Source organism: Frankia umida (genome assembly GCF_023242945.1).
Lineage (GTDB): Bacteria > Actinomycetota > Actinomycetes > Frankiales > Frankiaceae > Frankia > Frankia umida.
This window is the reverse complement of record NZ_JALKFT010000002.1, coordinates 238,124-252,594: the sequence shown is the minus strand read 5'-3', so window position 1 is coordinate 252,594 and position 14,471 is coordinate 238,124. Positions and strand designations below refer to the sequence as shown.

The window sequence follows — 14,471 nt, the reverse complement described above, 5'->3', positions numbered from 1 at the left end:
GGTGAGTCGCAGGCACAGAGTCATCGCGAGCGCCGGTGAAGCGTCCGCAGGCCAACCGATCCCGCGGTGGGTGGTGCACGTTACGTGGTACACGGAGCACCTCGGTAGTCACGTTCCGAACCGGGCTCAACACGGGTGAGTCCCCCGCAGTGGTGAACCCCTCGGCCGGATACCTCGGCCCGGCACCATCGGCCGCACCCGTACGAACCACCGCGGCGGAACAACGGGGTGCGCATACGCACACGGACGCAAACGCACACAGAGTCGTACACAGAGTCGACAGCCAATCACCCCCAGGGCAGAGAACCGTAGATCATCGGATTCGGGTTCGATCGGTCGGCCGCGTCCGGGCACCTGGCCCGGCCCGGCTCGCCGCACGCACCTCAATGCGGCAGCCGCTACGCTGGTGTGGTACCCGAGGAGGTTACTGAAAGTGTCTGAACAGGTCAGGGAGCGGGAGACCCGCCGACTCGACCGGGTCGTCGTGCGTTTTGCGGGCGACTCCGGCGACGGTATGCAACTCACCGGAGAACAGTTCACCAGCGAGACCGCCACGTTCGGCAACGACCTGTCGACGCTCCCGGACTTCCCCGCGGAGATTCGCGCGCCAGCCGGCACACCGGCCGGAGTCTCCGGATTCCAGCTGCATTTCTCCGACCACGACATTCTTACGCCGGGCGACGCCCCGGACGTCCTGGTCGCGATGAATCCCGCCGCTCTGAAGGCGAATCTGAAGGATCTGCCGCCCGGCGCGAACCTCATCGTCAACACCGATTCCTTCACAGGTGGAAACCTGAAGAAGGCCGGTTATGCGACGGATCCGCTGACGGACGGGACGCTCGACCCCTACGTCGTCCACCGGGTGCCGCTGACCTCGATGACCATCAACGCGGTGCACGCCGCCGCCGACGGTGGCGGGTCGGTCAACAAGAAGGAGGCCGAGCGGGCGAAGAACATGTTCGCCCTCGGCCTCATGAGCTGGCTGTACCACAGGCCGACCGGCGGCACCGAGGCATTCCTGACGAAGAAGTTCGCCAAGCGGCCGGAGATCGCCGCGGCGAACATCGCGGCGTTCCGCGCCGGCTTCAACTACGGCGAGACGACCGAGTCGTTCACCGTCACCTACGAGGTGGCGCCGGCCCGGATGAAGCCCGGCACCTACCGGCGGATCAGCGGCAACCTGGCCCTGTCCTACGGGCTGGTCGCCGCGGGTGAGCTGACCGGGCTGCCGATCTTCCTCGGCACCTACCCGATCACGCCGGCCTCGGACATCCTGCACGAGCTGAGCAAGCACAAGCGGTTCGGCGTACGGACCTTCCAGGCCGAGGACGAGATCGCCGGCATCGGCTCGGCGCTCGGCGCGTCCTTCGGTGGCTCGCTCGGGATCACCACGACGTCCGGCCCGGGTGTCGCGCTCAAGAGCGAGACGATCGGCCTCGCGGTCAGCCTCGAGCTGCCCCTGGTGATCGTCGACATCCAGCGCGGTGGCCCGTCCACCGGCCTGCCGACCAAGACCGAGCAGGCCGACCTGCTGCAGGCCATGTTCGGCCGCAACGGTGAGGCCCCGGTGCCGATCGTGGCGCCCCGCTCCCCCGGTGACTGCTTCGACGCGGCCATCGAGGCCGCCCGGATCGCGACGAAGTACCGCACCCCGGTGTTCCTGCTCTCCGACGGGTACCTGGCCAACGGCTCCGAGCCGTGGCTGATGCCGACCCGCGAGGAGCTTCCGGATCTGGGCGTCACCTTCACCACCGAGCCGAACCACACCGGCGACAAGGGTCCGGAGTTCTGGCCGTACCTGCGTGACCCCGAGACGCTCGCCCGCCCGTGGGCCGTCCCGGGCACACCCGGCCTCGAGCACCGCATCGGCGGCATCGAGAAGTCGGACGGGCCGGGGAACATCTCCTACGACCCGGCCAACCACGACCGGATGGTCCGGCTGCGGGCCGCCAAGGTCGCCGGCATCGCGAACGACGTTCCCCCGCTGGAGGTGGAGGACCCCTCCGGCTCCGCCCGGGTCCTCGTGCTCGGCTGGGGCTCCACCTTCGGCCCGATCGCCGCCGGCTGCCGGCGGGTACGGGCCAAGGGACTGCAGGTCGCGCAGGCGCACCTGCGTCATCTCAACCCCTTCCCGGCCAACACCGGGGAGATCCTGCGGTCGTACGACAAGGTGATCATCCCTGAGATGAACCTCGGCCAGCTGCGGATGCTCATCCGGGCCGAGTACCTCGTCGACGCGATCGGTTACAACCAGGTCCGCGGGTTGCCCTTCAAGGCAGCTGAGCTGGCCGGCGTCTTGGAGGACGTGATCAACCAGTGACCGTCACGACGAACCGTTCCGGGATCAGTAACCGTCTGCTCGATCTGGTGCCCGCGGCACCAGGTCCGCAGAGCCGCAAGGACTTCACCTCCGACCAGGAGGTGCGCTGGTGCCCCGGGTGCGGTGACTACGCCATCCTCGCCACGGTGCAGGGTTTCCTGCCCGAGCTCGGCATCGCGCGCGAGAACGTCGTGTTCATCTCCGGGATCGGCTGTTCCTCGCGCTTCCCGTACTATCTGCAGACCTACGGGATGCACTCCATCCACGGTCGGGCGCCGGCGATCGCCACCGGCCTCGCCACCTCGCGGCCGGACCTGTCGGTCTGGGTCGTCACCGGGGACGGCGACGCGCTGTCCATCGGCGGCAACCACCTGCTGCACGCGCTGCGCCGCAACGTCAACGTCAAGATTCTGATGTTCAACAACCAGATCTACGGGTTGACCAAGGGCCAGTACTCGCCGACGTCCGAGATCGGCAAGATCACGAAGTCGACGCCGTACGGCTCGCTGGACCGTCCGTACAACCCGGTCTCGCTGGCTCTGGGCGCCGAGGCGACGTTCGTCGCCCGCTCGGTCGACTCCGACCGCGCGCACCTGACCTCGGTGCTGCGCGCCGCCGCCGAGCACCCCGGCACGGCGTTCGTCGAGATCTTCCAGAACTGCAACATCTTCAACGACGGCGCCTTCGACACCCTCAAGGACCGCTCGACCCGCGACGACGTGACGCTGCGCCTCGTGCACGGCGAGCCGCTGGTCTTCGGCGCCGAGGGTGACAAGGCCATCCGGCGCGGCGACGACGGCGGCCTGGAGGTCGTCTCCGCCGACGCCCCCGGGGTCCTGGTGCACAACGCCTCGGCCGCCGAGCCCAGCCAGGCGTTCGCGCTGTCCCGGCTCACCGGGGACACCCACGGAGTCACCCCCATCGGCATCTTCCGTAACGTCGATGTCCCCACCTACGACGAGGCGCTCAACAAGCAGGTCGCCGACGCGAAGGCGAAGCAGGGCGACGGTGATCTGATGGCGATGATCTCCGGCGGGGAGACCTGGACCATCGACTGATCCCAGTCCCCACGGGGCAGGTCAGGCCGGTAGTGGACGAGGCCGGGACGCGCACACGACGTGCGGGTCCCGGCCTCGTCGTCGTCGTTGTCGTCGTTTCCCGTACTTCCGGCGGCTTCGTCCGGATGCCCAGAGGGGCCAGGCCGACGGACATCACGCGGCCACAGCGCCGTTACGCGCCCTCCGTCTGATATTTGCCGCTCTGCGTTGGTCGGGTACTGTGACAGTGCGCGTGGGGGTGCCGTGCGGCCCGGGGGGGCTCACCACACCAGTGCAGCCGGAGGCATAGTGCGGGGTCATCGAGCCCTCAGCCCACGACCCGCGGCCGGTCCGCGTTCGCCGATGGGTCCTGTCCATGCGCCCGTCCTGATGGCGGCGCGACCTCGTGTTCCGTCCGGAGGCCCCCGTGGGTAGCCATTCGGCCGGCCGGCACGCCCGGCACGGCACCGCCGACCAGCGCTCCACCGACCAGCGCCCCACCGACCGGCGCCCCGCGGGCCCCGCGGCCCGCCCCGCTCCCCGTCCCACCCCCTGGCCCGTCCCGGCCCGCCCGCCCGTCGCACCCCCAGGCGAGCGAGACACCATCACCGGCCCCCTCTCGGTCAGCACCACCGCCCGCCGCGACCGAGACCTGGCCCCGTACACCCCAGCCCCGTACACCCCAGCCCAGTACACCCCAGCCCAGTACGCACCGAGCCGGTACACCACGAGCTCCGTCCTGGTCCCGACCGCCACCCCGCGGCCCCCGGCCGCCCCCGTCTGGCCCGCCACGGACAGCTGGCCTGACGACGCAGACCCCTACCCCGCCACCGGCGGCCACCCCATCCCCAGCACCGACCAGCTGCCGGACGACGCCTGGTACGAGCAGCCCATGTCCGACGGCGCCCACTGGGCCGATGACGACGCCAACGGTTACGGGACAGACGGTTACGGGGCCCAAAGCCACGAAAGCGGCGGCTACAGCAACGGCGTGGACTTCACAGCCAGTCGGATGCCCGTGCGCCCCGCCGGCATGGTGCCGGCTTCCCGTCCGCGCGACACCCAGGCCGTCCGTCTCCCGGGCGCGCACCGGGCGCCAACGCGGCGCGGCAACGGGCGGGTGCGCCTGGCCGCGGCCGGCACCGTGTCACTCGCGGGCCTGTCGGCCATCGTGGCCGGGGTGACCCTCGGCGGCGAACAGCCCGGATCCGCGACTGTTCCCACCAACGGCGACGCCTCCCGCATCCAGTACAACGGCAGCACCGACGCCCTCGCGTTCGGCGCCTCGCAGTCCCAGGCGGCCCGCGGTTCCATCCGTTCCACCGCGCCGCGCGCCGTGCCCGCGCCGCATCCCGGCCAGAGCACTGACGGCACCTCCAGCGCCGTCACCACCACCACGCTTGGCCCGACGACCGCGCCGATCCCGATCATCACGCTGGTCCCGCAGGGCACCGCCACCGGCCCGACCGACCTGCGCGGGTTCACCCCGGGCACCTCGTCGACCGGCACCCCCGAGTCAACGGCCGCCTCGCCCACCTCGGACGCCACGATCAGCCCGAGCACCAGCCCGTCCGCGACAGGCGACCCCGACACCGGCCTGCCGTTCACCCCGGACACCCCCTCGGCGTCCCCCGCAGCGTCGTCCCCATGGTCGTCCCCATCGTCGTCCCCATGGTCGTCAGTGCTGCAGCCCGGCCCGATCAGCATCACCCCGCTGCTGCCACGCTCCACGACGGCCGCCGGGCACTGAGCCCCCCACACCGGCGGGTGGGGGCACTGTGGCCCCCCGCCCGCCGGGTCAGCCGGTCCGGTCGAGAACGAAGTCGGCCAGCGACAGCAGCGCGGTCTTCGCCGGGCAGTCCGGCAGTGGTGCCAGGCAGTCGCGTGACCGGGCGGACCAGACAGCGAGTTCCCGGCGGGCGCGGGCCATCCCCTCGTGGCCGCGCAACAGCTCCAGCGCCTCCGCCACCCCGTCATCCGGGTTTCCGCCCCCGGCGGCGAAATCGGACGCGATGAGCTCACGCAGTCGCCGAGCCGCCGGATCGTCGGTCTGCAGCGCGTAGAGCAACGGCAGGGTCGGGATGCCCTCGCGCAGGTCCGTCCCCGGGGTCTTGCCGGAGGCCGCCGCGTCCGAGGCGACGTCGATGATGTCGTCGGAAAGCTGGAAGGCCACCCCGAACATCTCACCGAACGTGGCCAGCGTGTCCACAGTGATCGGATCGGCGCCGGCGAGCATGGCACCGAGCCGGCCCGAGGTGGCGATCAGCGAGGCGGTCTTCTCCCGCACGACCCGCAGGTAGTGCTCGACGGGATCCTCACCGCCGGACGGCCCGATGGTCTCCCGGATCTGCCCCTCGCACAGGGTCGCGATGGTGCGGGCGAGGATGCGTGTCGCCTCCGGGCCGAGATCCGCGGTGATGTCCGAGGCGCGGGCGAACAGGTAGTCGCCGGTGAGGATGGCGACGGTGTTCGTCCACCGGGCGTTGGCCGAGGCCGCCCCCCGGCGCCGCGGTGCCTCGTCCATCACGTCATCGTGGTACAGGGTCGACAGATGGGTCAGCTCGATCGCGACGGCCGCGGGAACCACCCCGGGGGCCTGTGGATCGGCGAACTGCGCCGCCAGCAGCACGACGATCGGGCGGAACCGTTTACCTCCCGCGTCGACGAGATGCCTGGAGGTCTCGGTGACGAAGCTGAACTCGCTGCGCACCGAGGCACGCAGCAGCTCCTCCACCTCAGCGAGACCTGCTCGCACGGCTTTTTCGAGATCAGGATCGGTCCTGATCCCCACGACGTCCAGCCCGATAGCGCTCATACCACCGTCAGCGTACGAAGCCGGACGACGCCGCGGTGTTCGCCAGGTCGAGAAGAGGCTGTGGCGCTACTCCCAGGACGAGTGTCGCGAGCGTGCCGATACCCGCCGTAGCGAAGGTGAGGGTGGGTCGGGTGATCACCACGGGCCCGTCCGCGAGCGGCTCGGAGAAGAACATCAGCACGATCACCCGCACGTAGAAGAACGCCGCGATCGCGCTGCAGACCAGTGCGACCACGACCAGTGGGGTGGCGTCTCCCTCGATCGCCGCCTGGAACACCGCGAACTTGCCGGTGAACCCGCTGGTGAGCGGAATGCCGGCGAGGGCCATCAGCAGGAACGAGAACACCCCGGCCAGCAGCGGTGAGGTGCGGCCCAGCCCCCGCCACTGGGACAGGTCGCTGGCCTCCCCGTCGGACGTGCGCACCAGCGAGATGACGGCGAACGCGGCGATCGTGGTGAAACCGTAGGTCACCAGGTAGAACATCGCGCCGCGCAACCCGTCGGTGTTGGTGCCGGCGAGGCCGACCAGCAGGAAGCCGGCGTGGGCGATCGCCGAGTAGGCGAGCATCCGCTTGATGTCACGCTGGGTGAGCGCGAGCACCGCACCGACGACCATGGTGAGGATGGCGACCGTCCACAGCACGGGCCGCCAGTCCCAGCGCAGCGGTCCGAAGGCGATGTAGAAGACCCGCAGGATCGCCCCGAAGGCGGCCACCTTCGTCCCCGCGGCCATGAACGCGGTCACCGGCGTCGGCGACCCCTGGTAGACGTCCGGGGTCCAGGAGTGGAACGGCACGGCGCCGATCTTGAAGAACAGCCCGACCGCGATGAGCCCGACCGCGAGGTACAGATAGGCGTCGGTCCTACCGGTCGTACCGACCGCGGTGGCGATCTTCCCCAGTTCGACGCTGCCGGCGTACCCGTAGGCGAACGCGAGGCCGTAGAGGAAGAACGCCGAGGAGAACGCGCCCAGCAGGAAGTACTTCATCGCGGCCTCCTGCGAGAGCAGGCGCCGTCGGCGCGCCAGGCCCGCCAGCAGGTACAGCGGCAGCGAGAGGATCTCCAGCGCGACGAACATCACCAGCAGGTTGTTCGACGCGACGAACAGCATCATGCCGGTGACCGAGAACACCATCAGCGGGTAGGCCTCGGTCTGCATGTCGGCTGACGTCCGTGCCGCCGTCGACCCCTTCGACCCTGGGGTGATCGCGGCCGAGGCGACGATCGCACCGCCGGCCGAATCCAACTGCCGTTCGGCGACCAGCAGCACCGACAGCAGCGCGAACACCAGGATCGTGCCCTGCATGAACAGTGCCGGAGCGTCGATGGCCACCGCGTTCGCGGCGAGCAGCGCGTGCCGTCCGTGCAGGACCGCCACCGCGACGAACGCGGCGATGAACCCGCCGGCCGCGAGCACCGGCTGGATCACCCGGCGGGCCTCCCGCTGCGCGAAGGCGTCGACGAGCACCCCGATCAGCGCCACCACGAACACGATGAGCAGCGGGCTGAGCGAGGAGTACTCGATCGACGGCGGGGTGATCTTCTCGGTCTGCGCGAGCAGGCTGGCGCTCACGAACGGCCTCCGGGCTGGACGGTGACGGGATGGGTCGGGGCCGGATCGGACTTGCCGACGTCGGTGTAGGTCGCCGTGACCGTCGGCCGGATGATGTCGATCAGCGGCTTCGGGTACACCCCGAGCCCGATGATCAGTGCGATCATCGGTGCGACGACGGCCTTCTCCCGCCAGGACAGATCGGGCAGCGTCCGGTTGGCCTCGTGGGTGATCGGGCCGGTCATCGTCCGCTGGTACAGCGACAGGACGTAGATCGCCGCCAGCACGATTCCGGCGGTGGCGACGATCGCCAGCGCCTTGTTGTAGGTGAACGTGCCGACCAGGACCAGGAACTCGCTGACGAAGCTGTTCGTGCCCGGCAGCGCCAGCGATGACAGACCAGCGATGAGCATCGTTCCCGCCAGCACCGGTGTCACCTTCGCCAGTCCGCCGTAGGCGCCGATGTCGGCCGTGCCGCGGCGGGCGATGAGGAAGCCGACGACCAGGAACAGCAGTCCGGTGGAGAGCCCGTGGTTCACCATGTAGAGCACGGCGCCGGTACCGGCCTGGCTGGTGAAGGCGAACAGGCCGAGCGTGATGAACCCGAAGTGGGCCAGCGAGGTGTACGAGACCAGCCGTTTCATGTCCCGTTGCCCGATCGCGAGCAGCGCCCCGTAGAAGATTCCGATGATCGCCAGGGCCAGCACGAGTGGCGCGAAGTAGTCCGACGCGTCCGGGAACAGCGGGATGCAGTAGCGGATCAGGCCGAACGTGCCCACCTTGTCCAGCAGGCCGACGAGCAGCACCGCTCCCCCGACCGGCGCCTGCGCACCGGCGTCGGGCAGCCAGGTGTGGAACGGGAACAGCGGCGCCTTGATGGCGAACGCGACGAAGAAGCCGAGGAACAGCAGCTTCTGCACACCCGGGGTGATGTCGAGTTGGCGTAGCAGGGCGAAGTCGAACGTGCCGCTGCCCAACTGCTCGGCGGACACGACGTACAGCCCGATCACCGCGGCGAGCATGAGCAGCCCGCCCAGCAGGCTGTAGATCAGGAACTTCACCGCCGCGTACGAACGCTGCGCCTGCTGCCCCGCCGGCCCGAAGCTTCCGATCAGGAAGTACATCGGAATCAGGATCGCCTCGAAGAAGACGTAGAACAGGAACACGTCGGTCGCGGCGAACACCCCGACCAGCCCCGCCTCCAGCACCAGCACCAGCGCGCAGAACACCGGCACCGACCGCCGTGGCGCCACCGCCGCGCCCACCGCCGCAACCGCGTCCACCACCGGCGTCGGCGGCGCCGCCACCAGCACCGCCGTCCCCCCACCCCCAGTACCAGGATCGCCGCCAAGGCCACTGCCACTGCTACTGCTACTGCTACTGCCACTGCCACTGCCGCTGCCACTGCCGCTGCCATCACCCGGCACGACCCCACCGGACGGGCTGGCCGGCCCGTCCGGTTCGCTGTCGAACTCGTCCCAGGACGACAGCACCACGACCGGCACCAGCAGCGCGGTCAGCAGGATCAGCACCAGCGAGATGCCGTCCGCTCCGACCGCGTAGGAGATGCCGAAGGTGGAGATCCAGTCGTAACGCTGGGCGAACTGGAAGCCGGCCCGGTTCGGGTGGTAGGCGAACGTCGCCAGCACCGCGAGCACCAGCACCACCAGGGTGACGGCGAGGGTGAGCTGCTTGGCCTGGGTCGCGAGCCGCCGCGGGAAAGCGGCGACGACGACCGCGGCGACGGCCGGGACGAGCAGCAGAATCGTCAGCCAGGGCACCGAGTTCACGTCAGCCGCCCCACACCAGCAGCAGTGCGCCGACCATCAGGACGGCACCTCCCAACATCGACAGAGCGTAGGACCGGACGAAACCGGTCTGCAGGCGGCGCATCCGCCCGGACAGTCCGCCGATGCCGGCGGCGCTGCCCCGTACGAGCCCGTCGACACCGACCAGGTCCAGCCAGACCAGGAAACGGGTCAGGAACTGGCCGGGGCGCATCGCGATGGTCTCGTTCAGGGTGTTCGCGAACAGGTCATGCCGGGCGGCGACCGTCACCAGGGTGACCTCCGCGTCCGGCCGGGCGGTGGCCTCCACCGGACGAGCCTGGTAGCGCAGCCAGGCCGCGGCGCACCCACCGGCGACCACGACGAGGGTGAGCGCGGTCAGCACGATCGGGGAGAACGTGTGCACGCCCTCGACCCCTTCGCCGGCGACCGGCTCGAGCCAGTTCTGCATGCTGTGGCCCAGAACGAACAGGCCGCCCGCGAACGTCGAACCGATGGCCAGGATGATCATCGGTCCGGTCATCGTCGGCGGCGACTCGTGTGGATGACGGGCGTCCTCACCCTCACCTGACCAGCGGGGCCGGCCGTGGAAGGTCATCAGGAACAGCCGTGACATGTAGAACGCGGTGATGCCGGCGCCGAGCAGCGCGACCGCGCCGAGCAGGTAACCGGAGGTGCCGCCCTTGTCGAAGGCGGTCTCGATGATGCGGTCCTTGGTGAAGAACCCCGACAGCCCCGGGAACCCGATGATCGCGAGGAACCCCAGGCCGAACGTGGCCCAGGTGATCGGCATGTACCGCCACAGTCCGCCGTAGTGGCGCAGGTCCTGGTCGTCGTCCATCGCGTGGATGACCGACCCGGCGCCGAGGAACAGTCCGGCCTTGAAGAAGCCGTGCGCGAGCAGGTGCATGATGCCGATCGCGTAGCCGGCGGGCCCGAGACCCACCGCGAGGAACATGTAGCCGATCTGGCTGACCGTCGAGTAGGCCAGCACCTTCTTGATGTCGTCGTAGGCGCAGCCGATGACGCAGCCGAGCAGGATCGTGATCGCGCCGATGACGACGACGACGGTGCGGGCCGCCTGCGACTCGTTGAAGATCGGTGCCGAGCGGACGATCAGGTAGACGCCGGCGGTCACCATGGTCGCCGCGTGGATCAGCGCCGAGATCGGCGTGGGACCCTCCATGGCGTCCGGTAGCCAGGCCTGCAACGGGAACTGGCCGGACTTGCCGCACGCGCCGAGCAGCAGCAGCAGGGCGATCGCGCTGATGGTGCCGTAGCCGATGACGTTCGCCGCCGCGGCGCCGAAGACGTCCGCGTAGCTCGTCGAGCCGACAGTGGCGAACATCAGCATGATCGCGATGGCCAGGCCGACGTCACCGACCCGGTTCATGTAGAACGCCTTGTTCGCCGCAGTGGCCGCGGCCGGCTTGTACTCCCAGAACTTGATCAGCAGGTAGGACGACAGGCCGACGAGTTCCCACCCGGCGTAGAGCGACAGGAAGTTGTTGCCGAGCACCAGCAGCAGCATCGAGGCCAGGAACAGGTTCATGTAGGCGAAGAACTTCCGCCTGGCCGGATCGTGCGCCATGTAGCCGATCGAGTAGATGTGGATCAGTGTGCCGACGCCTGTGATCAGCAGGACGAAGACGATCGAGAGCTGGTCGACGAGCAGGCCGACGTCGACCTGGAAGCCGTTCACCGGAATCCAGGAGAACAGGTGCTGCGAGACCGCCCGGTCCTCGCCGGAGCGCCCGAGCATCGCGGCGAACAGCACCACACCGACGACGAAGCTCAGCGCCGCGGCTGCCGTGCCGATCAGATGACCGAACCGGTCGGTGCGCCGCCCGCCGAGCAGCAGCACGGCCGCACCAGCCAGGGGCAGCGCGATGAGCAGCCACGACAGCGAGAACGCGCCGGAGGCGGCGGCGTAGTGAACCGGAGTATGCGTCACTGAAGTCTCGTCCGTTCTTCCGTGATCAGTACTTCAGCAGGTTCACGTCGTCCACCGACGCCGAGCGGCGGGTCCGGAAGATGCTGAGGATGATGGCGAGGCCGATGACGACCTCTGCCGCGGCGACGACCATCACGAAGAACGCCATGATCTGGCCGTCGAGGGTGCCGTGCAGCCGGGAGAAGGTGACCAGGGTCAGGTTCGACGCGTTGAGCATCAGCTCGATCGACATGAACACGACAATGGCGTTGCGCCGCACCAGCACCCCGGCGGTCCCGATCGTGAACAGCAGCGCCGCCAGAATCAGATAGTTCGCCGGATTCACTGCTCATCCCCCTTACCCGCGACTCCCTTACCCGCGACTCCCTTACCGGCAGCCCCGGCCAACGCCGAACCCCCATCGTTCGCGGCGGGTTCGGGCGACTCGATGCCCGGGATGCCCCCGATACCCGAGGCCCGCCCGCCCCCGGGTAGCAGCCCCAGCGTGTCCGCCGAGTCGTGCCGGGCGAACACCCCGGGCCCGGGCAGCGGAGTGACCTGCCCGCCGGAGGCGAAGCGCCGCCGCATCCACTCCCGCTGGCCGACCGGGCCGCCGTCACGTTCGCGGTGGCCGAGCACCATCGTTCCGATCGCGGCGACGACCAGCAGCGCCGAGACCGCTTCGAAGACGAACACGTACTGGCTGAACAGCAGCCGCCCGATCGCCTGGACGTTGCCGCCGGTGTTGGCGGTCTCAAGCCCGTCCCCGCGGACGCCGTCGATCGCCGAGCCGATCGGGAAGACCAGCAGCCCGGCGAACCCCAGCCCGAAGATCACCGCGCCGAGTCGCTGCCCGCGGATGGTCTCCACCAGCGAGTCGGACGAGTCGACGCCGACCAGCATCAGCACGAACAGGAAGAGCACCATGATCGCGCCCGCGTAGACGATGATCTGCACGAAGCCGAGGAACGGCGCCTGCTGCAACAGGTAGAACACCGCGACGCAGAACAGGTTCGCCACCAGCAACAACGCCGAGTGCACGGCGCTGCGCACCATGATCATCCCGAGCGCGGCCAGCACCGCGACCGGCGCGAGGATCCAGAACGTCACCGCCTCCCCGGTGGACGTACTGGTCAGCTCGCCCGCGGCCGTCACCAAGGAGCTCATCGGTCCTGGCCATCGGTCTGGCTCGCGACCTGCCAGGGCAGTGGTGCGTCCGGGTCACGCAGGTAGTAGTCGGTCTCGGTCTCGCCGAGGCGCAGCGGATGCGGCGGGGCCTCCATGCCCTCGGCCAGCGGCGCGAGCAGCTGCTCCTTGGTGAAGATCAGGTCCTGGCGGGAGTCGTCGGCGAGTTCGTAGTCGTTCGACATCGTCAGGGCCCGGGTCGGACACGCCTCGATGCACAGCCCGCACAGGATGCAGCGCAGGTAGTTGATCTGGTAGACCCGGCCGTAGCGCTCCCCCGGAGAGAAACGTTCGGTCTCGGTGTTGTCGGCGCCCTCCACGTAGATGGCGTCCGCCGGGCACGCCCATGCGCACAGTTCGCAGCCGACGCACTTCTCCAGCCCGTCCGGATGCCGGTTGAGCTGGTGGCGGCCGTGGAACCGCGGCGCGGTGGCCTTCTTCTCCTCGGGGTACTGCTCCGTCGTCGGCTTCTTGAACATCGTCGAGAAGGTGACGCCAAAGCCCTTGTAGGGATCGAACACGCCCATGTCTCAGCCCTCCTGGCGCGGCTGGTGGTCCACGGCGACGACGGATGCGGGGGTGGCCGTCGGCTGTTGCGGCGGTGGCCACGGAATGTTCTCGAGGCTGGGTGCCTCGGCGAGCTTGCGGCGCTCGGTCTCCTCGAGTTCCCGCTGGTAGCGACCGCCACCGGGATCGATGAGCGCGACTATGACGAGCACACCGACCACCACCCCGATGCCGATCAGCCATGGTGTGCGGTCGTCGACGTCCTTCTGGTAGACCCGGAACACGGCGATGATCAGCACCCAGAGCAGTCCGACCGGGATGAGCACCTTCCACCCGAACGCCATGAACTGGTCGTAGCGCAGCCGCGGCAGTGTGCCCCGCAGCCAGATGAAGAAGAACAGGAACAGCAGCAGCTTGAGCACGAACCAGATGATCGGTACCCAGCCGTGGTCGAGACCGGACAGCCCCGGAATCGGCGGCGGCTGCCAGCCACCGAGGAACAGCGTGGTCGCGATCGCCGAGACGGTGACCATGTTGATGTACTCGGCGAGGAAGAAGAACGCGAACTTGATCGAGCTGTACTCGGTGTGGAATCCGCCGACCAGTTCACCCTCGGCCTCGGGAAGGTCGAACGGCGTCCGGTTCGTCTCGCCGACCATCGAGATCACGTAGAGGACGAACGACGGCAGCAACGCGATGTACCACCGTCCCGACTGGCTTTCGACGATCCCGGACGTCGACAGTGTCCCGGCGTACATGAACACCGCGACGAACGACAGGCCCATCGCCACCTCGTAGGAGATGATCTGGGCGGCCGAGCGCAGCGAGCCGAGCAGCGGATAGGTGGAGCCGCTCGACCAACCGGACAGAATCAGTCCGTACACCCCGAGTGAGGCCGCGGACAGCATGTACAGCACGCTGACCGGCAGGTCGGCGAGTTGCAGCGTGGTGTGCTGCCCGAAGATCGACACCTGCGGTCCGAACGGGATCACCGCGAAGGCGAGGAACGCCGGAATCGCCGAGACGATCGGCGCCAGAACGAAGATCGGCTTGTCGGCCAGCGCCGGGATCAGGTCTTCCTTGAGCATGAGTTTCACGCCGTCGGCGAGGCTCTGCAGCCATCCCCTGGGCCCGTGCCGGTTCGGCCCGATCCGCTGCTGCATCCGCGCGACGACCTTGCGCTCGAACACGATCGCGAACAGCGTCATGAGCAGCAGAAACGCGAAGACCGCCACGGCCTTGACCAGCACCAGCCAGAACGGGTCCTGCCCGAACCCGCTCAGATCCGGGTCCACCGGCGCCGCGAACACCGCCGTGCCCACCGCCGTGCCCACC

The 14,471-nt window shown here is 69.1% G+C and carries 11 protein-coding genes; 3 read left to right on the top strand and 8 right to left on the bottom strand.

Annotation, left to right across the window (positions count from 1 at the left end):
* The first annotated feature begins 433 nt into the window (after positions 1-433).
* The 3 genes from MXD59_RS03275 (at position 434) to MXD59_RS26255 (ending at position 5,107) form a co-directional block, all read left to right on the top strand.
* Positions 434-2,320 carry a 2-oxoacid:acceptor oxidoreductase subunit alpha gene (locus MXD59_RS03275; protein ID WP_248823383.1) on the top strand — a complete coding sequence of 629 codons (1,887 nt, stop codon included), beginning with the start codon at positions 434-436 and terminating at the stop codon, positions 2,318-2,320.
* On the top strand, positions 2,317-3,378 hold the full coding sequence (locus MXD59_RS03270; RefSeq protein ID WP_248823382.1) for a 2-oxoacid:ferredoxin oxidoreductase subunit beta: 1,062 nt from the start codon (positions 2,317-2,319) through the stop codon (positions 3,376-3,378). Before MXD59_RS03275 ends, MXD59_RS03270 begins: the two co-directional genes overlap by 4 nt.
* 406 nt (positions 3,379-3,784) lie before the next feature.
* On the top strand, positions 3,785-5,107 hold the full coding sequence (locus MXD59_RS26255) for a hypothetical protein (RefSeq protein ID WP_283096270.1): 1,323 nt from the start codon (positions 3,785-3,787) through the stop codon (positions 5,105-5,107).
* A 48-nt stretch (positions 5,108-5,155) separates the two neighbouring features.
* On the opposite strand, the gene MXD59_RS03260 is transcribed toward MXD59_RS26255, so the two are convergent.
* The 8 genes from MXD59_RS03260 to nuoH are packed head-to-tail and all read right to left on the bottom strand — an operon-like array spanning position 5,156 to position 14,470.
* On the bottom strand, positions 5,156-6,172 hold the full coding sequence (locus tag MXD59_RS03260) for a polyprenyl synthetase family protein (RefSeq protein WP_248815350.1): 1,017 nt from the start codon (positions 6,170-6,172) through the stop codon (positions 5,156-5,158).
* A gap of 7 nt (positions 6,173-6,179) precedes the next feature.
* Complete coding sequence (nuoN, locus tag MXD59_RS03255; RefSeq protein WP_248815351.1) at positions 6,180-7,745, bottom strand: NADH-quinone oxidoreductase subunit NuoN; 1,566 nt, start codon at positions 7,743-7,745, stop codon at positions 6,180-6,182.
* Positions 7,742-9,514 (bottom strand): NADH-quinone oxidoreductase subunit M, encoded by a 1,773-nt coding sequence (locus MXD59_RS03250; RefSeq protein WP_248823381.1) that lies wholly within the window; start codon positions 9,512-9,514, stop codon positions 7,742-7,744. The genes nuoN and MXD59_RS03250 overlap by 4 nt, the downstream gene beginning before the upstream one ends.
* Position 9,515: 1 nt before the next feature.
* Entirely contained in the window at positions 9,516-11,465 is a 1,950-nt protein-coding gene (gene nuoL / locus MXD59_RS03245) for an NADH-quinone oxidoreductase subunit L (protein ID WP_163548233.1), read from the bottom strand.
* A gap of 25 nt (positions 11,466-11,490) precedes the next feature.
* The gene (nuoK, locus tag MXD59_RS03240) at positions 11,491-11,790 is read right to left on the bottom strand and encodes an NADH-quinone oxidoreductase subunit NuoK (RefSeq protein WP_163548232.1); all 300 of its coding nucleotides are present in this window, start codon (positions 11,788-11,790) and stop codon (positions 11,491-11,493) included.
* Positions 11,787-12,611: an NADH-quinone oxidoreductase subunit J gene (locus tag MXD59_RS03235; protein ID WP_248823380.1), complete on the bottom strand. Its 825-nt coding sequence runs from the start codon at positions 12,609-12,611 to the stop codon at positions 11,787-11,789. The genes nuoK and MXD59_RS03235 overlap by 4 nt, the downstream gene beginning before the upstream one ends.
* A complete protein-coding gene (gene nuoI / locus MXD59_RS03230; RefSeq protein WP_248823379.1) occupies positions 12,608-13,156 on the bottom strand; it encodes an NADH-quinone oxidoreductase subunit NuoI in 549 nt (182 codons plus the stop codon). Before nuoI ends, MXD59_RS03235 begins: the two co-directional genes overlap by 4 nt.
* A gap of 3 nt (positions 13,157-13,159) precedes the next feature.
* On the bottom strand, positions 13,160-14,470 hold the full coding sequence (gene nuoH, locus MXD59_RS03225) for an NADH-quinone oxidoreductase subunit NuoH (protein ID WP_372511896.1): 1,311 nt from the start codon (positions 14,468-14,470) through the stop codon (positions 13,160-13,162).
* Position 14,471: the final 1 nt, after the last annotated feature.